Source organism: Nitrosomonadales bacterium (genome assembly GCA_016716325.1).
In the GTDB taxonomy this organism is placed as follows: domain Bacteria; phylum Pseudomonadota; class Gammaproteobacteria; order Burkholderiales; family Gallionellaceae; genus Gallionella.
In genome coordinates this window covers 1,012,132-1,034,940 of record JADJWO010000001.1, presented here as the reverse complement: position 1 = coordinate 1,034,940, position 22,809 = coordinate 1,012,132, and the positions used below count along the sequence as shown (strand labels likewise).

Here is a 22,809-nt window from a genome sequence, read left to right as displayed (position 1 = left end):
GCCATGAGCCCGACCGAGGCATCAAAGGCGCCGGGCAAGAGCCCGCGCCATCGCGCGCGCGAACTTGCGTTGCAGGGCATCTACCAGTGGCGCGTCACGGCTGGCGATGCGGCAGGGATCGAGAAACAGATCCAGTCCGAAAAGAAGCTCGGCCGCTACGACAAGGAGTTGTTCTCCAAGCTGCTGCGCGGCGCATTGGCGCAACATGCCGACATCGAGGCGCTGCTCCTGCCGCATCTCGACCGTCCGCCCGGCGAACTCAGCCCGGTGGAATTCGCGGTGCTGCTGCTGGGCACGTTCGAACTGGCACAGCATCCCGAAGTGCCCTACAAGGTCGTCATCAACGAAGCGGTCGAACTGGCCAAGACCTTCGGCGGCACCGACGGGCACAAGTACGTCAACGGCGTGCTCGACAAACTCGCCCCGCAATTGCGCGCCGTGGAATTCGCCGGGCGCGGCAAGAACTGACCGGTGTTGCGGGCTGGCGTTCGTACCGGCTGAGATAACGCAATGCTGTTCAACTCCTACGCCTTCATCTTCGTGTTCCTGCCGGTGGTGCTGCTGGGTTTCTTCCGGCTGGCACGTATCGGACACGGCTATGCCGCCGCCTGGCTGGCGCTGGCCTCGCTGTTCTTCTACGGCTACTGGAACCCGGCCTACGTCGGATTGCTGCTCGGCTCCATCGTTGGCAACTACGCGTTCGGCACCTGGATCGCCCGGGCCGGCGCAAGACAGGACGAACGGCGCAAGAAATCCCTGCTGGCCCTCGCCGTCGCCGCCGACCTCGCACTGCTGGGCTACTACAAATACGCCAACTTCTTCGTCGACAACCTGAACCCGCTGCTGGGCACCGACTGGAACCTGTCCCACATCATCCTGCCGCTGGGCATCTCGTTCTTCACCTTCACCCAGATCGCCTTCCTGGTGGACACCTGGCAGGGCAAGGTCAGGGAATACAACTTCGTGCACTACCTGCTGTTCGTCACCTACTTCCCGCACCTGATCGCCGGACCGGTGCTGCACCACCGGGAGATGATGCCGCAGTTCGCCCATGCCGCCACCTACCGGTTCAACTACGAGAACATGGCGGTGGGCGCGACCATCTTCTTCATCGGGCTGTTCAAGAAGGTCGTGCTGGCCGACGGCCTGTCGGTCTACGTCGGGCCGGTGTTCGACGCCCCCGCCGCCGGCGTCACCCTGACCTTCGTCGAGGCCTGGGGCGGGGCGCTGTGCTACACCCTGCAACTGTACTTCGACTTCTCCGGCTACTCGGATATGGCCATCGGCCTGTCGCGCATGTTCGGGGTGGTGCTGCCGCTGAACTTCCATTCGCCGTACAAGGCGGTGAACATCATCGAGTTCTGGCGGCGCTGGCACATGACGCTGTCGCGTTTCCTGCGCGACTACCTGTACATCCCGCTGGGCGGCAACCGCAGGGCGCGCCGCGCCGCTACCTGAACCTGATGGCCACCATGCTGCTGGGCGGGTTGTGGCACGGGGCGGGCTGGACGTTCGTGATCTGGGGCGGCCTGCACGGCCTGTATCTGGTCGTCAACCACGCATGGCATGCGCTGCGCCGCAGCCTCGGGCAGGACCCCGACCGGCCGCTGTCCCGTCCGGCCCACCTGCTGTCGGTGCTGCTGACCTTTCTGGCGGTCGTCATGGCGTGGGTATTCTTCCGCGCATCCGATCTGCATACTGCGAACGTCATCGTGCAGGCCATGTGCGGTGGCAACGGTTTCGATCTGCATTCGGGCAACCATCTGGTCGGGCATGCCACGCGTAATTACCTGCTGGTTGCGTTGCTGCTGGCATGGCTGGCGCCGAACACTCAGCAGATCATGCGCCGCTTCGATCCGGCGCTGAACATGCCGTCGCAGGCAGAATCGCCGGCGCGCCTGGTGTGGCAGCCAAGCTATCGCTGGGCGGTATGGAGTTCGTTCGTCGCGCTGTTCGCGCTGATGTCGATCTCCGAGTTGAGCGAATTCATCTATTTCCAGTTCTAATGACCAGCGCCCGTTACCTTGCCGTGTTCTGCATCCTGTTGGCCCTGTTGGCAGGGTTGACCGTGGTCTTCAATCGCGTGGTCGATCCGTTCTGGTATTACCGCGACATATCCATCGCCGGTTTCAATGCGGTCAAGCCGAAGTTCCGTCGTTACGAGCGTCACGTCAAGCCGGCACTGGTGCAGCGCGAGCAGCCGGTATCGTTGATCTTCGGCAGCTCGTACTCCGAGATCGGCTTCGATCCTTCACATCCGGCATTGCGGGCAGCTGGCAAGAGCTTCAATTTTGCTCTGGCCGGAGCATCATGGGAAATGGTGCAATGTAATGTTCAGTTCGCACTCCAGCACGACACAGCGTTACGCCAGATCGTGCTTGGGATACATCCGAGGGAGATGCCGAAGAAAGACTGCGCGGCAGAGATCGCCGCAATGGCATCCCCGGACGAGCGCGCTTTCCTGTTTTCCTTCGAAGCACTGGACGCCTCGCTGAACACGCTGCTGGAGCAGCGCCATGAACAGCCCAGCCACAATGCGGACGGCCTGTATTTCTACACGCGCGGCAAGCCGGGTACCGCGGGCCGCTTCCGCGAGCATCTGGCTCTTCATCGATCATGCCGGGTCGGGCGGGTCTCGGAACAACCGGCGCCTCCCTTATCCGGTCGGGCACCGGATGCGCTGGATCTGGGCGGCTTGCGGGAGTTGCTTGTGCTGGCACAGCAAAAGCACATTGCCATGAAGCTGGTGGTGTATCCGCGCCATGCCCTGTCGTTCGAGCTGGAATACCAGTGCGGCGAGCGCCAGGCGCGCTGGGATGCGCTGCGGCAAATCGCGGCGTTGGCGGATGACATGGGCGATGCGCAGGTGGAGGTATGGGATTTTGAGGGTTATCATGCCTTGGGCACCGTGCCGATTTCCGACAAGGTTGATATTTACTGGCAGGATCCGGCACATTTCAATTACGAGGCAGGCAACCTGATGCTGGATGAGATGTTCGGACTGAAGCCGCCGCAACTGGGTATGCGGCTGAATGCGGGGAACGTTGATGCGCGCGCCGAAGCCGAACGGCAGGCGCGGGCCCGTTATCTGGCTGCGCACCCGGAGTTTCTGCAGCAATTGCAAAACCTGTTGCCGGGGCACTGAATACTTCGCCATGAGTGAATTCGATCTGATCCAGCGTTACTTCACCCGCCCCGCGCCTGACGCGATCCTGGGCGTGGGCGACGATGCGGCGCTGCTGCAAGTGTCGGAAGGCCGGGTGCTGGCGGTGTCCACCGACATGCTGGTGAGCGGCACGCATTTCCTGGCCGATGCCGATCCGTATCAGCTGGGACACAAGGCGCTGGCGGTGAACCTGTCCGACATGGCGGCGATGGGTGCCGCGCCGCGCTGGGTGACGCTGGGCATCGCGCTGCCCGCAGCGGACGGGGCATGGTTGGAGCAGTTCAGCGCGGGCTTCTTCGCGCTGGCCGACGAATATCATGTCGCACTGGTTGGCGGCGACACCACGCGCGGGCCGCTCAACCTGTGCGTCACCATCTTCGGCGAAGTGCCGCCGGGCGCCGCATTGCGCCGCGACGGTGCGCTGCCGGATGACGACATCTGGGTATCCGGCACGCTGGGCGATGCGGCACTGGCGCTGGCACACCTGCAAGGGAAGGTCGTCTTGGACGAGGCGGATCTCGCCGCCTGCGCGTTGCGCTTGCACCGGCCGCAGCCGCGCGTCGCGCTGGGGCTGGCATTGCGCGGTATCGCCAGCAGCGCGATCGACGTTTCCGACGGGCTGCTGGCCGACCTGGGCCATATTCTGGAGGCATCCCGGGTGGGGGCCGAGATCGACTTCGCGTCGCTGCCTGTGTCCCCGATCTTGCATCGGCACATGCAACAGCCGCTTGGGCAGCGATGCGTGCTGTCCGGTGGCGACGATTACGAATTGTGCTTCACCGCGCCTGCCGTGCGCCGTGCAGACGTGCCGCTCATCGCCGCGCAGCTCGGCCTGCCGCTGACGCGCGTCGGCAGGATCGTTGCGGGAAGCGGCTGCCTGGTGCAGGATGCGTCCGGCCATCCCATCAATGTCGGGACGGGGGGATATGACCACTTTGAATGAACCAACCATCAAGCCGGATTGGCGCTTCCTGCTCAGCCATCCGGCACACCTGCTGTCCTTCGGCTTCGGCAGCGGGCTGGCGCGCAAGGCGCCCGGCACGTTCGGCACGCTGGTCGCCTTCCCGATGTACTGGTACCTCGCGCCGCGCCTGTCCGACGCGCTGTTCCTGCTGGTGCTGATCTGGGCGTTCGCCATTGGCGTGTGGGTCTGCGACATCACCGGCAAGGCACTGGGCGTCGCTGATCACGGCGGCATCGTGTGGGACGAGATCGTCGCCTTTCTGCTGGTGCTGTTCTTCACGCCGGCCGGATGGGAATGGTCGCTGCTGGCCTTCACGCTGTTCCGCTTTTTCGACATCACCAAGCCGCCCCCGATCCGCTATTTCGACAGCAACTGGCACGGCGGCCTCGGCGTGATGTTCGACGACCTGCTGGCGGCGGGCTACGCGCTGCTGTGCATGGCTGTCATCAAGACCTTCCTGCCGTGATGAGCATGACGCGCGCGATCTTCCTCTGTGCCGCGCTGCTGGTTTCCGCCGGCGCTGCGCATGCGGCGGATTTCACGGCGCGCGTGATTGCCGTGATGGACGGCGACACCCTCATGGTGACGGACGGGGGCAAGCCGAAGAAGGTGCGTCTGGCCGGGGTGGACGCGCCGGAAAAGAGCCAGCCCTACGGTGCGACCTCGCAGCAATCGCTCTCGGAAATGGTGGCCGGCAAGACCGTCACCGTCATCCCCCGTGCGAAAGACGACTACGGGCGCATCGTGGCCGAGGTGGTCGCGGACGGCGTCAACGTCAACCGGGAGCAGGTGCGGCGCGGCATGGCGTGGGAATACTCGCGTTTCCACAGCAACCGCGAACTGATGGCCTTGCAGCGCGAAGCGCAATCACAACGGCTCGGCCTGTGGGCGGGCGACGGCATCGTCGAACCGTCGCAGTGGCGCAAGCAGCACCCGTCCATCCAGGCTGTACCGGCCCAACCCGCAGCCAGCGCCGCCATGCCGGCCGCAGACCCCGCCTGCGCCGGGAAACGCCGCTGCGCGCAGATGACCTCGTGCGAAGAAGCGCGGCACTACCTTGCACTGTGCGGCCCGGAATCGCTGGATGGCGACCGCGACGGCGTGCCGTGCGAAAAATTGTGCGTTGGGAAGAAATAGTCTTAGCTTATTGGGCGGCTTTGTGCCAGCCGCCGCACTAGGTCGAATTATCTAGGTGATTTGGCATATTGACCCACTAGTGTCCGGTTAAAAACGATTCCATGACTCTGAAATCCTTATTTGATGCCGCATCCGGAGATTTTTATAGTGTCTCCGACTTGAACGGCGAACCAGCCTTGGTGCAGTCTGGCAGCTTTCCTGCTGCTGGAGACTGCGATGTACGTTGGCAAGCCCTTGTTCGCCCAAGTCATGGACTTCCTGCCATGGAAGACCTTTCATCGCATCGTGGCTCGGCATGGCGGCGATCATCGCGTCAGGACATTGTCCTGTGCCGAACACTTCCGTATTCTGGCCTTCGCTCAACTCACCTATCGCGAGAGTTTGCGCGACATCGAGGCCTGCCTCTCGGCACAGGCTGCCAAGCTCTACCACATGGGCATCAGAAGCACGGTATCCCGTTCGACACTGGCCGATGCCAACGAACTGCGCGACTGGCGCATCTACGCCGAATTCGCTCACCGTTTGATTGCTCAAGCCAGAACGCTTTACGCCAGCGAAGACTTGGGCTTGGATTTGACCAACACAGTGTACGCACTGGATTCGACCACCATCGATCTGTGCCTGTCGGTATTTCCATGGGCGCATTTCAGAACGACCAAGGCAGCGGTGAAGATGCATACGCTGCTGGACTTGCGCGGCAGCATTCCCAGCTTCATCCACGTCTCCGATGGCAAGATGCACGACGCCCGCATCCTCGACTTGTTGATCCCGGAGCCGGGTGCTATCTATGTCATGGATCGGGGCTACGTCGATTTCGTGCGTTTGCATCGGCTGCATCTGGCCGGGGCGTTCTTCGTCACCCGCGCCAAGTCGAATCTCGACGCGCACCGGATGTATTCTGCCAAAACCGACCGCAGCCTCGGCATCATCTGCGATCAGACGATTGCGCTCGACGGGTTTTATACCCGACAGGATTACCCGGAGCCGTTGCGCCGCATCCGCTTCAAAGACCCGGAAACCAACAAGACGCTGGTGTTTCTCACCAACAACTTCACGTTGCCGGCGGCAACGATCTGCGCGCTCTACAAGAGCCGCTGGCAGGTGGAGTTGTTCTTCAAATGGGTCAAGCAGCATCTTCGTATCCAACGTTTCTATGGCACGTCCGAGAATGCGGTGAAGGCGCAAATCTGGATCGCCGTCTCGGTCTACGTCCTCGTCGCCATCATCAAAAAGCGCCTCAATCTGGACGCTTCGCTCTACACTTTGCTACAGATTCTATCGGTCACGCTGTTCGAGAAAATGCCCATCCAGCAAGCCTTGCAGGGCATCGGTGGGCAGCCAGAAAACACCGATTTCAACAACCAACTGAATCTATTCGATTCTTAACCGGACACTAGTGATATTGACCATGTTGCAAGGGTGGGGTAGCTTTCGGGCATGTGTCCACCCAACGATTTCCTCAACGAACTGGTCGAGTCGAGAGGGAAAAATTAGGGCTCCGTCCCCGTGTGATTGTCCCCGTGTAATTCTGGATGGGTTATGAATTATGAATAAAGAAGAGGAATTGCTGGCAATTCGCAACTTGGTATTTGAGTTGTCGATCAATAGCCAAGATATGTATGACCTGGATGTATTGCTGGAGCGGCTGCTCTCGATTCTGCGCGATTACCCCGATCTGCCGTTGGAGGAACGTGCTGCCGTGGTGTTATCGAATCCGCGCGGCAATCTATATCAGGTTGCCCAGTTTGGCATGGAGCCCGCGTGGAAGACGAGTTTTAAATGGGAATTGAAAGCATGTGAAAACTTGTCTGATAGCCCTATCCAATCTTCCCTGATTGAAGATTCGGGTGCGGAGGGAGGCGTCAGAAGATTGCTATTGTTGCCGCTGGCTAAGAGCCAACATTGCTTCGGCTACACCCTTCTGTTTGCGGCACCTTTGTACCATCCTTCGGAAATCGATCTGGATTTTTTGGCGGATATAGCCAGGGCGCTTTCCAGTTTGGTGCAACGGAGCATGGAGCACGAGACTTTGCAGGTTCGTGATCTCGAGCTGGAGGATATGCGCAAAGATGCCATCCGCAGTCTCGGCGTGGCTTCTCAATTTCGGGATGACGATACCGGCTGGCACATCATGCGCATGACCAATTACGCAATAGCCATCGCCAAGGCGTACGGTCTGCCCGAGGAGCAGAGAGAATTGCTGCATATCGCCGTTCCCATGCATGATGTCGGAAAGATCGGCATACCCGATTCCATCTTGCTCAAGCCCGGCAAGCTGACTCCGGAAGAATTCAAGATCATGCAGACTCATACTGAGATCGGTGTGTCTATCCTGACCGGCAAGGATCCCATGATCGTGGCCGCTCGTGACATCGCGGGCTCGCATCACGAACAATGGGATGGATCGGGCTATCCAAGGGGGTTGGCGGGTGAGGAGATACCGCTGATGGCTCGTATTTGTGCGGTGGCAGATGTGTTTGACGCGCTGACATCCGTTCGGCCTTACAAGAAATCCTGGAGTGTCGAGGATGCGTCTGGTTGGGTCAGCGCTCAAGCTGGAAAGCACTTTGATCCTGCTATCGTAAAGGCTTTCGAAGCAGCCTTCCCGGAGATATTGCGCATACGTGAACTGTATCGCGACGAGATCATTGATCCCAATCGACCTTCAGTTCTACAACCTATACCGGTTCGTGAGAACGCTTGGGTGGAATGGCATGAAGACCTGAGTGTGGGGATTGATACCATCGACGAACATCACCGCTATTTGTTCGACCTGATCAACGATTTGTTCGAGGTGGTCAGCAACAAGCGCGGTGTGCGTGAGGTGGCCAGGCTGATCATGTGTACCGATTCCTACGCCAGAGTCCACTTTCGTATCGAAGAGCAGATGATGCAGCATTTCCAGTATGAAGGCATACATCGACAAGAGCAGCAGCATCATGCCTTTGAAGCCAAGATTCGGGAATTTTATGCAGAGCTGCACGACAATCCGTTGATTGCCCAATTTGATGTGTTGTCCTATCTGCGCGATTGGTTGATCCATCACATTCGCGTCGAGGATGCCCAGCTAAGTACGTTGGTCAGCAGCCCCGCCTAGCACCGCAAATGAAAAAGGCCGACAGTCAAGTCGGCCTTTTCGTTAATGTGTGACGAGAAACTTACAGCAATGGAACAATCATCAGCACGACCATATTGATGGTCTTGATGAGGAGCGGTTTCCCCTTATCCAGCAGGTCTGTCTTTGGCCTTCCGCTGTCGGTTCGGCGATCCGCTGTTCTGCGGACTTCCGGTCCGTGAACGTGGCGACCGGGAATTCATTGTCGTTGTCGTCGCGGCGCCGGACTTCATGAACGGGCGTCCCCCCGGGGGGGGCGAGGCCGTTTTCAAGGCATCCCCGGCACACGCCGTATTTCATTGAGTTTTTCCAGTCTGGCTTTCAGTTCCGGCAGGATTTTCGCGACTGCCTTTTCTCCTTCCAGCACGGCTTTGTTGCGACCGCTTGCGTCGGTGGAGGGGAGGCCGGATATGGCGGGGCGGATGACGATATCCGCATTGGATTGCTCGTGGCGATTGATGGATTTTCCGAAAATGGAGAAGGTCTGCCACAGGATGTCATAGATGCCCGCGGTGCTTCTGTCCTGGGGGCGGCCGGAGATGTCGACGGCGATGACGAAATCCGCTCCCATCGTGCGAGCCACGCTGGACGGTACCGGCGCGACCAGCCCGCCATCGACGTAATCCTGTCCGTTGATGGTGACGGGCTCGAAGAATACCGGCACGGAAGACGAGGCGCGAACCGCGAGGCCGGTATCGCCCGAACGGAATGCCATCAGTTCACCGGTCTTCAGGTTGGCGGCAACGGCGGCGAAAGTCTTGCCGAGTTTTTCCATCGTGCGGCCCCGGATGTTGTTGTTGATGAAAACCTGTAGTGCCTGCCCCCTGATGCATCCGCGCTTGTCCGAGATCATGGTTTCGAATATGCATTGGTAAAAGCCGGAGCCGTCGAGCACCTGCTCTTCCTTCATGTTCATGGACAGCTCCTGGATCTGGAAGCCGTTGAGTCCGGATGCGTAGAGTGCGCCGACGACAGCGCCGGCGCTGGTGCCCACGACGATGTCGGGCGAGATGCCTTGTGCCTCCAGTGCCTTGATCACGCCGATGTGCGCAAAGCCGCGCGCGGCCCCGCCGCCCAGTACCAGAGCGATCTTCGCGGGCGGCCGTTCCACTGCCGGCTGTTCCACTACCGGCGGCTTTTCCTCTGGAGGCGCTACCGGCGGCGCAACTTTGGTGGTTGTGCAGGCTACCGTGCCGAGCAATAACAGGAGGGCGAGGATATTATTTTTCATGGTTGAATCTGTTTGTCCGGTGTGTGGCGATGTGTCGGAATGCGTCCGGATCGATTGCTCCGGGCGCAATGCTTCAGTCTGTTTCCAGCCAGTCGAGCAGGTAGGCCCATTGTTCCAGCTCCCGCTCGGCAAGGTGGTGCGGCAGGTCGAACAGGGACTTCCCTTCGAAGGCGGCGTTGACGTATACCTGCGTCTCGCGCAGGTACGCCAGTATCGGCAGGTCCAGCGTGGAGAGGAAATGTTCCAGCGCCCAGGCGGCCTTGGTGCGCATCTCCATGCGCATACCGACGACGCCGATGCGGCACTTGTGTTTGCGCACAGCTTTCTCTTCGGCCAGTTCTTTCAGGAAGTCGCGGCTGGCATCCAGGTCGAACAGCGAAGGCGCGACCGGGACGACGACCTTGTGCGCCAGCTTGATGGCGTGGGCGAGGTTCTTGCCGTGCAGTCCGGCGGGCGAGTCGATCACCAGCCAGTCATGGGCATGCTCCTTCTTTTCATCCAGTGTGCGGATGCGCGGCAGGTCGTCGGTACGGGTTTTCAACCACAGCGCGGAAGATTGCTGGCGGTCCAGGTCGAGCATCGCGACACGATGTCCGCGGCTGGCCAGATAGCCGGCGATGTTGACCGACAGCGTGGTCTTGCCGCTGCCGCCCTTTGGGTTTGCGATCAGAATGGTTTTCATTTCATCTCCGCCTTTCCTGTGAACCCAAATAATCCATTAGGCCGTCATTCCGGCGAAGGCCGGAATGACGCAGTTTTTGCTAAGGATGCGCTGATCAAGTCGTCATTCCCGCGAAAGGGGGAATCCAGCTTATTGATTTAACTGGGTTCCCGCTTTCGCGGGAACGACAAAACCATACTTGTTCAGCGTATCCCTGATGGACAATCTGGGCTGAACTTACCTGCGGCCTCCCAGCAACGAACCGAGCACGCCGCGGATGATCTGGCGACCGACGGCCGAGCCGATGGCGCGTGCGGCGCTCTTGGCGAGCGCTTCGCCGACGCCTTCGCGGCTGCGCCCGCCCGTGCCGCCACCGCCAAGTAGTCCGCCCAGCATGCCGCCGCCGGCAGGCGCTTGCGCCGCCTGCGCCGCCTGCTGCTGTGCCGTGGCTTCGGCCTGTTTCTGGCTGGCGCGTGCCTTGATGATCTCGTAGGCCGATTCGCGATCCAGGGCCTTTTCGTAATGTCCGGCGAGCAATGAGCTGCGCATGAGGGCGCTGCGCTCGGCATCGCTGATCGGGCCGATCTGCCCCTGCGGCGGAACGATCAGCGCGCGCTGCACGATGCCGGGGCGGCCTTTCTCGTCCAGGCAGGAGACCAGCGCCTCGCCGACGCCGAGTTCGGTGATGGTGGCTTCCTCGTCCAGCTCGGGGTTGTCGCGCATGGTTTCGGCGGCGGCCCGGACAGCCTTCTGGTCGCGCGGGCTGAAGGCACGCAGCGCGTGCTGCACGCGGTTGCCGAGCTGGCCCAGCACCTTGTCCGGCACGTCGGCGGGGTTTTGCGTGACGAAATACACGCCCACGCCCTTGGAGCGGATCAGGCGCACCACCTGCTCGATCTTTTCCACCAAGGCGGCGGGCGCGTCGTTGAACAGCAGGTGCGCCTCATCGAAGAAGAACACCAGTCTGGGTTTGACCAGGTCACCCGCTTCGGGAAGGTTCTCGAACAGTTCGGAGAGCAGCCACAGCAGCATCGTCGAATACACCTTGGGCGAGGTCATCAACTGGTCGGCGGCGAGGATGTTGATCATGCCGCAGCCGTTGTTGTCGGTCTGCATCAGGTCTTCGATATTTAACATCGGCTCGCCGAACAGGCTGTCGCCGCCCTGCGTCTCGATCTGCAGCAGGCCGCGCTGGATCGCGCCGATGCTGGCGGTGGAGATGTTGCCATATTCGGTGGTGAAGTCGGCGGCGTTGTCGCCCACGTTCTGCACCATCGCGCGCAGGTCTTTCAGGTCGAGCAGCAGCAGGCCGTTGTCGTCGGCGATCTTGAACACCAGCGCCAGCACGCCCTGTTGCACCTCGTTGAGGTTCAGCATGCGCCCGATCAGCAGCGGCCCCATGTCCGAGATCGTGGCGCGCAGCGGATGCCCGGCCTTGCCGAACACGTCCCAGAACGTCACCGGCCAGGCGCGATGCGCGAAATCGGCCAGCTTGAGCTGTTCGACGCGCGCCGCGACCTTGGCGTTGCCGCCGCCGGCCTTGCTCAGCCCGGACAGGTCGCCCTTGATGTCGGACAGGAACACCGGCACGCCGATGCGGCTGAACGCTTCCGTCAGTGTTTGCAGCGTGACGGTCTTTCCAGTGCCGGTCGCGCCGGTGATCAACCCGTGTCGGTTGGCCATCTGCGGCAACAGGAAGAGTTCATGTTCGTCGTTCTTGGCGATCAGCAGCGGTTCGGTCATGGCAGTCCGGCTCGGGTTGGGTTAACGGGGCGAAAATGATACCATCGCGCAGCATTTTTTTTGGGGGAATAGCATGGCCGGTCACAGCAAATGGGCGAACATCCAGCATCGCAAGGGCAAGCAGGACGCCAAGCGCGGCAAGATCTTCACGCGGCTGATCAAGGAGATCACCGTGGCGGCGCGCATGGGCGGCGGCGATCCGGGCGCGAACCCGCGGCTGCGTCTGGCGATCGAAAAGGCGCGCGAGAACAACATGCCCAAGGATACCGTGGAGAACGCCATCAAGCGCGGCAGCGGCCAGCTGGAGGGCGTGAACTACGAGGAACTGCGCTACGAGGGCTACGGCATCAACGGCGCCGCAGTGATGGTGGACTGCATGACCGACAACAAGACGCGCACCGTCGCGGAAGTGCGCCACGCTTTCAGCAAGCACGGCGGCAACCTGGGTACCGACGGTTCGGTGGCGTTCATGTTCAAGCATTGCGGGCAACTGGTCTTCGCGCCGGGCACCGACGAGAACGGCCTGATGGAGGTCGGTCTGGACGCGGGGGCGGAAGATATCACCACCAACGATGACGGCAGTATCGAGGTGATCACCGCGCCCAACGATTTCGTCAACGTGAAGCAGGCGCTGGAAGCGGCGGGCTACAAGGCGGAATTCGGCGAGGTCATCATGAAGCCGGCCAACGAGATCGAATTCACCGGCGAGGACGCGGTGAAGATGCAGAAGCTGCTCGATGCGCTGGAGGACCTGGATGACGTGCAGGAGGTCTATACAACTGCCGTAATCGAGGATTGAGGATGCAGGATACGGGATACAGGATTCAGGGGCGGTTCGCTCTCATGCCAAGCCCATGAGTCCCACTTCCCACTTCCCACTTCCCACTTCCCATACAAGGATATTGGGCATCGACCCCGGCCTGCGCATCACCGGATTTGGTGTCATCGACAAGGAAGGCCAGCAATTGCATTACGTTGCCAGCGGTAGCATCCGGACGCCGGACGGGGAGTTGCCGGAACGGCTGAAGGTCATCCTGAGTTCATTGGGCGAGGTCATCGCGCAGCATCGGCCGCAGCAGGTGGCGGTGGAAAAAGTGTTCGTCAACGTCAATCCGCAATCCACCCTGTTGCTCGGACAGGCACGCGGCGCGGCGATCTGCGCGGCGGTGCAGGCCGGCCTGCCGGTGGCGGAATATACCGCGCTGCAGGTGAAGCAGGCGGTGGTCGGCAACGGCCACGCCGACAAGGAACAGGTGCAGCAGATGGTGCAACGTTTATTGAAATTGTCCGGCACACCCGGCCCGGATGCGGCCGATGCGCTGGCCTGCGCGATCTGTCACGCGCACGGCGGCATGGGGTTGGGGGCGCTGGCGACCAAAGGATTTCGGGTTAGAGGCGGGAGATTGGTGTGAAATATAACCCATGTGCTCCGTCATTCCCGCGCAGGCGGGAATCCAGCAATTACAAAAATCCTGCGGAGCAGACAAAACCAGCAAGTTGGCCCGCTTCGCGGGGATGTTCAATCGACTGGATTCCCGCCTGCGCGGGAATGACGGAGTAATACGATGCGACCGATGGAACCGACGCTGGAGCTTTTTTCAAATCCCGTCGCGCGCTATGTCGCCGCGACCCGTCCGGCCTTTCTCACGGCAAGCCTGATGTCGTGCCTGATCGGGCTGGCGATGGTCTGGCACGACGGCCTCGCGTTCGATGTCCCGCTGGCGCTGGTCACCCTGCTGTTCGCGCTGCTGGCGCACGCCGGCGTGAACGTGCTGAACGATTATTACGATGCGCTCAACGGTACCGATGCGCAAAACACCGGGCGCATCTTCCCGTTCACCGGCGGCAGCCGCTTCATCCAGAACGGCGTGCTGACCCCGGCGCAGACGCGCAACTTCGGTTTCGCGTTGCTGGCGGGCGTGGCGCTGGCGGGATTGTGGCTGATGGCACGATCCGCGCCGCAATTGCTGTACGTCGGCTTGACCGGTCTGTTCATCGGCTGGGCCTACTCTGCGCCGCCGTTCAAGCTGGTGAGCCGCGGGCTGGGCGAGTTATGCGTGACGGCGGGCATCCTGTCGATTTCGGTCGGCGCGGATTTCGTGCAGCGCAAGGGCTTCGATGCGGCGCCTTTTGTGGCCGGACTGTCCTATGCCCTGCTGACCGCCAATCTGTTGTACATCAACCAGTTCCCGGATCGCTCTGCGGACATTGCGGCAGGCAAACTGCACTGGGTCGCGCGGCTCGAGGCCGGCACGGCGCGCTGGGGATATGTGCTGATCGCGGCGCTGGCGTATGCATGGTTGCTGGCGGGTGTGTCGCTGGGCTGGTTGCCTGCGCTCGCGCTGCTGTCGCTGTTCGCTTTGCCGTTGAGTTTGCAGGCCGCGCGTTTGCTGTTGCGCCATGCCGCGCAGCCGCAAATGCTGGGCGATGCGATCAAGCTGACCATCGCCGCGATGCTGGCGCACGGGGCGCTGCTGTCACTGGCGTTGTTCATGGGAAAATGAACCGGTGTCATTCCCGCGCAGGCGGGAATCCAGCAAGATGAATACTCCGCGTAGCGGACAGAATCTTTGCTGACCCGCTTCGCGGGGCTTTTGAATCAACTTGATTCCCGCTTTCGCGGGAATGACGGAATGAAAAGGTAAAAGGAAATGATCGGTCGTTTAACCGGAACATTGCTGGAAAAGAACCCGCCGCAGATATTGCTGGACGTGCAGGGCGTGGCGTACGAGCTCGACGTACCGATGAGCACGTTCTACAACCTGCCGGTGCTGCACGAGAAGGTGGTGTTGCACACGCAGTTGATCGTGCGCGAGGACGCGCATCTGCTGTACGGCTTCCTGAGCCTGGACGAACGCGCCGCGTTCCGCCTGTTGCTCAAGATCAGCGGGGTCGGCCCCAAGCTGGCGCTGGCGGTATTGTCCGGCCTGAGCCTGGGCGATCTGGCGGGCGCGGTGGCGAGCAAGGATGCCGCGCGCCTGAACCGGATCCCCGGGGTCGGCAAAAAGACTGCCGAACGCCTGCTGCTGGAACTGCAGGGCAAGTTCGCGGCGGGCGGTGCGGGCGCCGCGCCGAGCGTTTCCGCTGCTTCGTCCGATAACGATATCGTCAATGCGCTGCTGGCGCTGGGGTACAGCGCGAAAGAGGCGGACTGGGCGGCGAAACAGTTGCCCAAGGATGCGGGCGTTTCGGAAGGCATCCGTCAGGCGCTTAAGTTATTATCCAAGGCATGATCCAGAACGACGACCTGTCCGCCGAACCGCGCATCGTTTCCGCCGCGCCCGCTTCCCATCAGGAGGAGGCATTGGAGCGCGCGCTGCGTCCCAAGCAGCTCGACGAATACGTCGGGCAGGAAAAGATACGCGGGCAACTGGAGATCTTCATCCAGGCGGCGAAGCAGCGCGGCGAGCCGCTCGACCATGCCTTGCTGTTCGGCCCGCCGGGGCTGGGCAAGACCACGCTGGCGCAGATCATCGCGCGCGAGATGGGTGTCAATCTGCGCCACACTTCCGGCCCGGTGCTGGAGCGCGCCGGAGACCTTGCGGCGCTGTTGACCAACCTCGAGCCGCACGATGTGCTGTTCATCGACGAGATCCACCGCCTGTCGCCGGTGGTGGAGGAGATCCTCTATCCCGCGCTGGAGGACTACCAGATCGACATCATGATCGGCGAAGGGCCGTCGGCGCGCTCGGTGAAGCTCGACCTGCCGCCGTTCACGCTGGTCGGCGCGACCACGCGTGCGGGCATGCTGACCAACCCGCTGCGCGACCGTTTCGGCATCGTCGCAAGACTGGAGTTCTACACGCCGGAAGAGTTGCAGCGCATCGTGATGCGCTCGTCGAATCTGCTGGAGATGAATCTGTCGCACGAAGGCGCGCTGGAGATCGCCAAGCGTTCGCGCGGTACGCCGCGCATCGCCAACCGCCTGCTGCGCCGCGTGCGCGATTTCGCCGACGTGAAAGCGGCGGGCGATGCCAGCCGCGCGGTGGCGGACGCCGCGCTGACCATGCTGGATGTGGATGCGCGCGGGCTGGACGTGATGGACCGCAAGCTGCTGCTGACCGTGATCGAGAAGTTCATGGGCGGGCCGGTCGGGGTGGACAACCTGGCTGCCGCGATCGGCGAGGAGCGCGACACCATCGAGGATGTGCTGGAACCGTACCTGATCCAGCAGGGCTATCTGCAGCGCACGCCGCGCGGCCGCATGGCGACCGCGATCGCGTATCGCCATTTCGGCCTGACGGTCGCGAACAATCCGGTCGGCGGGGACCTGCTCGATGACCAGACATAAAATATTCTCATTGCCGGTGCGCGTGTATTTCCAGGATACCGATGCCGGCGGCGTGGTGTATCACGCCAGCTATGTGAACTTTATGGAACGTGCGCGGACCGAGTGGTTGCGCACCCACGGTTACAGCAACGCCGGGTTGATGAAGGAGTTCGGCGTGGTGTTCGTGGTGCGTTCGCTCAAGCTGGATTATCTCAGGCCCGCGCTGCTCGATGATTTGCTGGAGGTGACCGCGCAGGTCAAGGATTTCGGGCGCAGCCGCCTCACGCTGGTGCAGACGGTGCAACGTGGTGACGAGGTGCTGACGGAAGCGGAGGTGCATCTGGTATGCGTCTCGCTGGAGAGTTTCAAGCCGGTGTCGGTGCCGGAAGTTTTGCGCAAGCAGTTGGAAAAATGATCGGAAAGGTATCGCAATGGAAGTGACGCAGGATTTGTCGTTCATACATCTCATCGGCAACGCCAGTGTGCTGGTGCAACTGGTGATGGGGCTGTTGCTGCTGGTATCGCTGCTGTCGTGGTGGTACATCTTCATCAAGCTGTTCGCCATCCGCAGGGAGGTCACGTTGACCGAGGAGTTCGAGGAGGCGTTCTGGCGCAATGCGAATCTGACCGATCTGTACAAGCATGCGAACAGCAGTACACGAAGCGAACAGGGTGCGCTGGAACGCATCTTCGCCGCCGGGTTCGCCGAGTTCGTCAAGCTGAAGAAACAGCACGGTGTGGAAAGCAGCGACGTGATGGACGGAACGCGCCGGGCGATGCGCGCGACCTACCAGCGCGAGATGGACCGGCTGGAATCGCACCTGGCGTTCCTCGCGTCGGTCGGTTCGGTCAGTCCCTATGTCGGCCTGTTCGGCACGGTATGGGGCATCATGAACGCGTTCCGCGGGTTGGCGAACGTCGGACAGGCGACGCTGGCGCATGTCGCGCCCGGCATCGCCGAGGCGCTGGTGGCGACCGCGATGGGCCTGTTCGCGGCGATCCCGGCGGTGATCGCCTACAACCGCTACGCGCATGACATCAACCGACTGTCTACCCGCTTCGAGAGTTTTACCGAAGAGTTTTCCAATGTGTTGCAGCGCCAGCCATGAAAAACGCATCTCACCACGAAGGACACGGAGATCACGAAGATTTGCGGGCTTGCGTGATGGTGGCGCCCATCGGCACGGCGGCATCGCCTGGAATAACCTGCTTTTCTCTGTGCGCTTCGTGTTCTGCGCGGTTCAAATCAGGAGGTCAGGGTGAAATCTGACCGCCGATCTTCCAGGAGGCTGATGAACGAGATCAACGTCGTGCCGTATATCGACGTGATGCTGGTGCTGTTGGTGATCTTCATGGTGACCGCGCCGCTGATGAATCCCGGCCAGATCGACCTGCCACAGGTCGGTAAGTCGCTGGCGCCGCCGGTGGCGCCGCTGGAGGTCATTGTCAGGAAAGACGCCACGCTGGCGTTGCGCGACCATGCCAGAGGCGGCAAGGAGAGCGGTGTATCGCGCGAGGAACTGGTCGCGATCCTGAAGGCCAGGCAGGGCGACCTGGCGGAACAGGCAGTGGTGATCTCCGCCGACAAGGATGTGCGCTACGAAGAAGTGATCAATGTGATGGACGTATTGCAGCAGCAGCAGATCAGGAAGGTCGGGCTGTTGACGCAAGCCAGGGTGAAATGACTGCGGCGACTTATCCGGAACCCTACAGGTTGCCGGCAGGCGTGTTGGCGCTGGCCGTGCATGGCGTGTTCTTCGTGCTGTTGTATTTCGGTTTCAGCTGGCAGACGCAGCCCGCGGCGACCATGAGCGCGGAATTGTGGTCGAGCATTCCGGGTGTCGAAGTGCGGCCGGCGGCCAAACCCAAACCCAAGGTGGTGGAACCGGTCGAGCCCGAGCCGGAGCAACCCGAGGAAAAAGCCCGGCCGGACATAGAGGTACCGGACAAGAAGGCGGAGAAACGCAGTCCGGTGGTCCAGCCGCATGACGACATCGCGGACCGGCTGGCGCGCGAACAGGCCGAGCGCGCGGCGACGACCGGCCGGGTAGTGGATGAATTCGTCGCCAAGATCCAGAGCAAGATCAGGCGCAACATCGTGATGCCGCCGGACGTGGCGGGCGATGCGCGCGCCGAATTTTCCGTGACGGTGTTGCCGGGCGGTTCGGTGTTGCCGCCGAGGTTGCTCAGGTCGAGCGGCAATGCAGCGTACGATAACGCGGTGGAACGGGCGATCCTGAAATCCGAACCGTTGCCGCTACCTGCCGATGCGGGGCTGTACAGTCGTTTCCGTGAATTGAAACTGGTCTTCCGGCCGGGCGAATAGAAAGGGGATTTATGTTGTTGCGCATATTGCAAAGCGTGGTTGGGCTGATGTTGCTGGTGCAGGCCTCGGTCGCCAGCGCGGTGCTGAGCATCGAGATCATCGGCGCGGGTGAGCACCAGATACCGATCGCGATCGTGCCGTTCGGCGGCGATGCCAAGCTGGCGCAGTCCATCAACGAGGTGGTGGTGGGCGACCTGCAACGCAGCGGGTTGTTCCGCCTGGTGGATCCGGTGGGCAAACAACCGCATGAAGTTGCCGAGGTCAATTATGCGGATTGGCAGGTGCGCGGAGCGGAAGCGCTGGCGATCGGCACGGTCGCGGCGCAGCCGAACGGCCGCATCGAGGCGCAATTCCGGCTGCTGGATGCGGTCAAGCAGACCGAGTTACTCGGCCAGGCGGTCGCGGCGAGCGGCGGCCAGGTGCGCGCTGTCGGGCATCGCATCGCCGACCTGATCTATGAGAAGCTGACCGGCGACCGGGGGGTGTTCAGCACGCGCATCGCCTATGTGAACCGGCAGGGCAGCAAGTATCGCCTGATCGTTGCGGACAGCGACGGTTACAACGAGCAGACCGTGCTGGCGCAAACGGAGCCGATCATGTCACCGGAATGGTCGCCGGACGGAAGCCATCTCGCCTATGTGAGTTTCGAGACCGGGCATGCGGTGCTCTACGTGCAATCGCTGTACACCAACCTGCGCAAGGTGCTGGCCGACTTTCGCGGCAGCAACAGCGCGCCGGCCTGGTCGCGGGACGGCAGGCAACTGGCGATCGTGCTGACGCGGGACGGCAGTTCGCAGATCTACCTGGTGCGCCCGGACGGCAGCGGCATGCGGCGCCTCACCTTCAGCGGCGCGATCGACACCGAGCCGAATTTCTCGCCGGACGGGCAATCCCTGCTGTTCACTTCGGATCGCGGCGGCAGTCCGCAGATCTATCGCCTGTCCGTGAACGGCGGGCCGGTGGAGCGCATGACATTCGGCGACGGCGCCAACTTTTCGCCGCGCCACAGGCCGGACGGCAAGGGCTTCGTGTTCGCGCATCGCAACAAGGGCAGATTCCATATCGCCACGCAGGATTTCCAGACCGGCCAGATGGAAGTTCTCACCGAAGGCGGGTGGGAGAAAAAACCCAGTTACGCACCCAACGGCAAGCTCATCCTGTTTGCCAGCGAGGCGCGAGGACGTGGTATATTGGCAACCGTTTCCAGCGACGGTCGTGTCAAGCAGCACATGTTCACGCAAAGCGGCGATGCACGCGAACCGGTTTGGGGACCCTATCCTTAAATCCATCAAGAAAAGGGGAGCATTATGAAAAAACTCGTTATCAGTATCGTGTTGGTGAATTTGCTCGCGGCCTGTGCCAGCCAGAAACCCAAGGAAGAGGCCGTTGCTGCGCCACACGCCGCGCCTGTCAAGGCAACGCAACAAGCCGCCATGGTTGATCCATTGAACGATCCGAACAGCATCCTGGCCAAGCGCAGCACCTATTACCCGTTCGACGTTTCCGTGGTGCAGGATTCCGACAAGCCGCTCGTTCAGGCGCATGCGCAATACCTGAGCCAGCATCCGGAGCGGATGGTCAGGCTGGAAGGCAATTGCGACGAGCGTGGCAGCAACGAATACAACCTCGCACTGGGTCAGCGTCGCGCCGATGGCGTGAAGAAGATGCTGGAACTGGGCGGCGCCAAGGCATCGCAATTGAGCGCGATCAGCTACGGCGAAGAGAAGCCCCGTGCCACCGATCACGACGAGGCTGCATGGGCGCAAAACCGCCGCACCGACCTGAACTACGCGAAGTAATCCATGCTGAAGCAAGGCGCCCTCATTTTGCTGGCTCTGTGTTTTGCCGCACCCGCGCAAGCGGGGTTGTTTCAGGACGAAGATGCGCGAAAACAGATCCGGCAACTTGAGGCGCGCGTGCTCAAGCTGGAAGGTATCATCGAGCAGCAAACCAAGTCCAACATGGATCTGCAGACGCAGCTTGATGCGTTGAACAGTGAATTACGCAAACTGCGCGGCCAGAATGAAGAGCTGGCGCACGGCTTGCAGGATGCCGAAAAGCGCGAGAAGGATTTCTATGTGGATCTGGACACGCGCCTGCGCCGTTTCGAGGCGATCGACGGTTCGTCACAAGCGGCGGACGATGCCCCGGCAGAAACGGCCAAGGTCGATCCTTACGATCTCGCAGCGGAGAATCGCGCCATAGAAACGGCTTACGGCTTGCTGAAGGGCGGGAGTTACCCGAATGCGGTCAAGGCATTCCAGGAGTTTCTCAAGAGCTATCCCGATTCGGTACATGTGCCCAATGCGCAGTACGGGTTGGGCAAGGCACAGTTCGCCATGAACGACTACAAGGCGTCGCTGGGCACGTTCCAGGGGCTGCTCAAGGCTTATCCGGGCATGCCCAGAACGGCAGACATCCTGTTCGATATTGCCGGATGCCAGCAGGAGTTGAAGCAGGGGTGGCAGCAAAGAAGACGCTCAAGCAACTCGTCGCCAAATATCCTGACAGCGAAGCTGCCGCAAAAGCAAAAAAACTGCTCGCTTCCGCCAAGTAGCCTGTCATGTCGTCGTCTCCCGATACAGGCGCGCCATTGCGCATCAGCGAGATCTTCCATTCATTGCAGGGTGAGACCGGCCGCATCGGCTTGCCGACGGTATTCGTCCGCCTGACCGGTTGCCCATTGCGTTGCACCTATTGCGATACGTCCTATGCGTTCACAGGCGGGCAGAATATGAGCGTCACGGAAATACTCGGGCAAGTCGCCGGGTACGACGCGCGTTATGTGTGCGTCACCGGAGGCGAACCGCTGGCGCAGAAGGGATGCCTGCAACTACTGGAAACGCTGTGCGACGCGGGTTACGAGGTGTCTCTGGAGACCAGCGGTGCCCTTGACATCGGCGCAGTGGATACGCGCGTGATGCGCGTGCTGGATATCAAGACGCCCGCCTCCGGCGAAGCGGGCAGGAACCGCTGGGAAAATCTGCCATTGCTGACCATGCACGACGAAGTCAAGTTCGTGCTGGGCGACGAAGACGACTACAGCTGGGCAAGGCAGGTCCTGTCGCAACATCGCCTGACGGAGAGATGTCCCGTGACATTCTCTCCTGCGCACGGCACGCTTGATGCGACTCAACTGGCCGAGTGGATATTGCGCGACCGACTGAGGGTGCGCATGCAGGTGCAGTTGCACAAATTATTGTGGAACAACGCGGCGGGACATTAGGCAATGAAGAATGCGGTGGTGCTCCTTTCGGGCGGGCTGGATTCGGCGACGGTGCTGGCGATGGCACGCGCGCAGGGATTCGACTGTTATGCGCTGAGCGTGGATTACGGGCAGCGGCATCATTCCGAACTGGCGGCTGCGCGTCGCGTCGCGCAAACGCTGGGCGTGCGCGAGCACCGTGCGGTGGACATCGATCTCACCGGCTTCGGCGGTTCCGCGCTGACGGATGATCGTATCGCGGTGCCGCGACAAGCCAGCGAGGGCATTCCGCCGACCTATGTGCCGGCGCGCAATACCATCATGTTGTCGCTGGCGCTGGCATGGGCCGAGGTGTTGCAGGCACGCGATATTTTCATCGGCGTGAACGCGGTCGATTATTCCGGTTATCCCGATTGCCGGCCGGACTATATCGAGGCCTTCGAGCGCATGGCCAATCTGGCCACCAAGGCGGCCGTCGAGGGGAATACGCTCGAACTGCATGCACCGTTGCTGCATCTGTCCAAGGCGGAGATCATCCGGCAGGGGGATGCGCTCGGCGTGGATTACGCGCTGACGGTGTCCTGTTACCAGGCGGATGAACAGGGGCGTGCCTGCGGCGAATGCGATTCCTGCCGTTTGCGCCGTGCCGGCTTCGCTGCGGCGGGAGTGGATGACCCGACGCGCTATCGTTCTGTATAGGGCTGAGCTGCCTGTCGGCGCGGCATTTTGCGTTGACAGGGTGAGTCAATTCCGTATAATTCGCGCTCCTTCGCACATGGGTCGTTAGCTCAGCCGGTAGAGCAGCGGACTTTTAATCCGTTGGTCGGCAGTTCGAATCTGCCACGACCTACCAACCTGCCTTGGATGCCGGATTTTCGGCAATGCCGCCTTAGCTCAGTTGGTAGAGCAACCGCCTTGTAAGCGGTAGGTCATCAGTTCGAATCCGATAGGCGGCACCATTTCACTTCAATCGACAGATTCCCCGCTTCGT

At 61.4% G+C, this 22,809-nt stretch carries 23 protein-coding genes, 2 tRNA genes and 2 pseudogenes; 24 read left to right on the top strand and 3 right to left on the bottom strand.

The window, feature by feature from the left end:
* Positions 1-3: 3 nt before the first annotated feature.
* The 8 genes and pseudogenes from nusB (at position 4) to IPM27_04830 (ending at position 8,364) form a co-directional block, all read left to right on the top strand.
* Positions 4-468 (top strand): transcription antitermination factor NusB, encoded by a 465-nt coding sequence (nusB, locus tag IPM27_04865; protein MBK9160879.1) that lies wholly within the window; start codon positions 4-6, stop codon positions 466-468.
* Between the two features lie 42 nt (positions 469-510).
* A pseudogene (locus tag IPM27_04860) lies at positions 511-2,006 on the top strand (MBOAT family protein).
* On the top strand, positions 2,006-3,145 hold the full coding sequence (locus IPM27_04855; protein ID MBK9160878.1) for a hypothetical protein: 1,140 nt from the start codon (positions 2,006-2,008) through the stop codon (positions 3,143-3,145). Before IPM27_04860 ends, IPM27_04855 begins: the two are co-directional and overlap by 1 nt.
* Positions 3,146-3,155: 10 nt before the next feature.
* Complete coding sequence (gene thiL, locus IPM27_04850) at positions 3,156-4,109, top strand: thiamine-phosphate kinase (GenBank protein MBK9160877.1); 954 nt, start codon at positions 3,156-3,158, stop codon at positions 4,107-4,109.
* Positions 4,093-4,596 (top strand): phosphatidylglycerophosphatase A, encoded by a 504-nt coding sequence (locus tag IPM27_04845; GenBank protein MBK9160876.1) that lies wholly within the window; start codon positions 4,093-4,095, stop codon positions 4,594-4,596. The genes thiL and IPM27_04845 overlap by 17 nt, the downstream gene beginning before the upstream one ends.
* 5 nt (positions 4,597-4,601) lie before the next feature.
* Complete coding sequence (locus IPM27_04840) at positions 4,602-5,267, top strand: thermonuclease family protein (GenBank protein ID MBK9160875.1); 666 nt, start codon at positions 4,602-4,604, stop codon at positions 5,265-5,267.
* 216 nt (positions 5,268-5,483) lie between these two features.
* Entirely contained in the window at positions 5,484-6,653 is a 1,170-nt protein-coding gene (locus IPM27_04835; GenBank protein ID MBK9160874.1) for an IS4 family transposase, read from the top strand.
* Positions 6,654-6,813: 160 nt separating this feature from the next.
* On the top strand, positions 6,814-8,364 hold the full coding sequence (locus IPM27_04830) for a bacteriohemerythrin (GenBank protein MBK9160873.1): 1,551 nt from the start codon (positions 6,814-6,816) through the stop codon (positions 8,362-8,364).
* A 286-nt stretch (positions 8,365-8,650) separates the two neighbouring features.
* Here IPM27_04830 and IPM27_04825 read toward each other — a convergent pair whose 3' ends face one another.
* From IPM27_04825 to IPM27_04815, 3 genes are all read right to left on the bottom strand, one after another.
* Positions 8,651-9,613, bottom strand: coding sequence for a patatin-like phospholipase family protein (locus IPM27_04825; protein ID MBK9160872.1), 963 nt, complete (start codon positions 9,611-9,613; stop codon positions 8,651-8,653).
* Between the two features lie 73 nt (positions 9,614-9,686).
* Positions 9,687-10,295: a ParA family protein gene (locus IPM27_04820; protein MBK9160871.1), complete on the bottom strand. Its 609-nt coding sequence runs from the start codon at positions 10,293-10,295 to the stop codon at positions 9,687-9,689.
* Positions 10,296-10,511: 216 nt separating this feature from the next.
* Positions 10,512-12,017, bottom strand: a complete 1,506-nt coding sequence (locus IPM27_04815) for a DUF853 family protein (GenBank protein MBK9160870.1) — start codon at positions 12,015-12,017, stop codon at positions 10,512-10,514.
* 73 nt (positions 12,018-12,090) lie between these two features.
* Between IPM27_04815 and IPM27_04810 the strand changes: the two genes are divergently transcribed.
* The 16 genes and pseudogenes from IPM27_04810 (at position 12,091) to IPM27_04735 (ending at position 22,777) form a co-directional block, all read left to right on the top strand.
* Positions 12,091-12,816: a YebC/PmpR family DNA-binding transcriptional regulator gene (locus tag IPM27_04810; protein ID MBK9160869.1), complete on the top strand. Its 726-nt coding sequence runs from the start codon at positions 12,091-12,093 to the stop codon at positions 12,814-12,816.
* A 55-nt stretch (positions 12,817-12,871) separates the two neighbouring features.
* A complete protein-coding gene (gene ruvC / locus IPM27_04805; GenBank protein MBK9160868.1) occupies positions 12,872-13,429 on the top strand; it encodes a crossover junction endodeoxyribonuclease RuvC in 558 nt (185 codons plus the stop codon).
* Positions 13,430-13,582: 153 nt separating this feature from the next.
* Positions 13,583-14,521 (top strand): prenyltransferase, encoded by a 939-nt coding sequence (locus tag IPM27_04800; GenBank protein ID MBK9160867.1) that lies wholly within the window; start codon positions 13,583-13,585, stop codon positions 14,519-14,521.
* Between the two features lie 147 nt (positions 14,522-14,668).
* Positions 14,669-15,250, top strand: coding sequence for a Holliday junction branch migration protein RuvA (gene ruvA, locus IPM27_04795; GenBank protein MBK9160866.1), 582 nt, complete (start codon positions 14,669-14,671; stop codon positions 15,248-15,250).
* Positions 15,247-16,308: a Holliday junction branch migration DNA helicase RuvB gene (gene ruvB, locus IPM27_04790; protein ID MBK9160865.1), complete on the top strand. Its 1,062-nt coding sequence runs from the start codon at positions 15,247-15,249 to the stop codon at positions 16,306-16,308. The genes ruvA and ruvB overlap by 4 nt, the downstream gene beginning before the upstream one ends.
* A complete protein-coding gene (gene ybgC / locus IPM27_04785) occupies positions 16,295-16,702 on the top strand; it encodes a tol-pal system-associated acyl-CoA thioesterase (GenBank protein MBK9160864.1) in 408 nt (135 codons plus the stop codon). Before ruvB ends, ybgC begins: the two co-directional genes overlap by 14 nt.
* A gap of 16 nt (positions 16,703-16,718) precedes the next feature.
* On the top strand, positions 16,719-17,396 hold the full coding sequence (tolQ, locus tag IPM27_04780) for a protein TolQ (protein MBK9160863.1): 678 nt from the start codon (positions 16,719-16,721) through the stop codon (positions 17,394-17,396).
* Positions 17,397-17,579: 183 nt separating this feature from the next.
* The gene (tolR, locus tag IPM27_04775) at positions 17,580-17,972 is read left to right on the top strand and encodes a protein TolR (GenBank protein ID MBK9160862.1); all 393 of its coding nucleotides are present in this window, start codon (positions 17,580-17,582) and stop codon (positions 17,970-17,972) included.
* Positions 17,969-18,613, top strand: coding sequence for a TonB C-terminal domain-containing protein (locus IPM27_04770; GenBank protein MBK9160861.1), 645 nt, complete (start codon positions 17,969-17,971; stop codon positions 18,611-18,613). The genes tolR and IPM27_04770 overlap by 4 nt, the downstream gene beginning before the upstream one ends.
* An 11-nt stretch (positions 18,614-18,624) precedes the next feature.
* Positions 18,625-19,896, top strand: a complete 1,272-nt coding sequence (gene tolB, locus IPM27_04765; GenBank protein MBK9160860.1) for a Tol-Pal system protein TolB — start codon at positions 18,625-18,627, stop codon at positions 19,894-19,896.
* Positions 19,897-19,920: 24 nt separating this feature from the next.
* Complete coding sequence (gene pal / locus IPM27_04760; GenBank protein MBK9160859.1) at positions 19,921-20,412, top strand: peptidoglycan-associated lipoprotein Pal; 492 nt, start codon at positions 19,921-19,923, stop codon at positions 20,410-20,412.
* Positions 20,413-20,415: 3 nt separating this feature from the next.
* A pseudogene (gene ybgF, locus IPM27_04755) lies at positions 20,416-21,170 on the top strand (tol-pal system protein YbgF).
* Between the two features lie 6 nt (positions 21,171-21,176).
* Positions 21,177-21,839, top strand: coding sequence for a 7-carboxy-7-deazaguanine synthase QueE (gene queE / locus IPM27_04750; protein ID MBK9160858.1), 663 nt, complete (start codon positions 21,177-21,179; stop codon positions 21,837-21,839).
* 3 nt (positions 21,840-21,842) lie between these two features.
* Positions 21,843-22,517 carry a 7-cyano-7-deazaguanine synthase QueC gene (queC, locus tag IPM27_04745; GenBank protein MBK9160857.1) on the top strand — a complete coding sequence of 225 codons (675 nt, stop codon included), beginning with the start codon at positions 21,843-21,845 and terminating at the stop codon, positions 22,515-22,517.
* A gap of 78 nt (positions 22,518-22,595) precedes the next feature.
* Positions 22,596-22,671, top strand: a tRNA-Lys gene (locus tag IPM27_04740).
* 30 nt (positions 22,672-22,701) lie between these two features.
* Positions 22,702-22,777: transfer RNA gene (locus IPM27_04735), tRNA-Thr, on the top strand.
* Positions 22,778-22,809 lie beyond the last annotated feature (32 nt).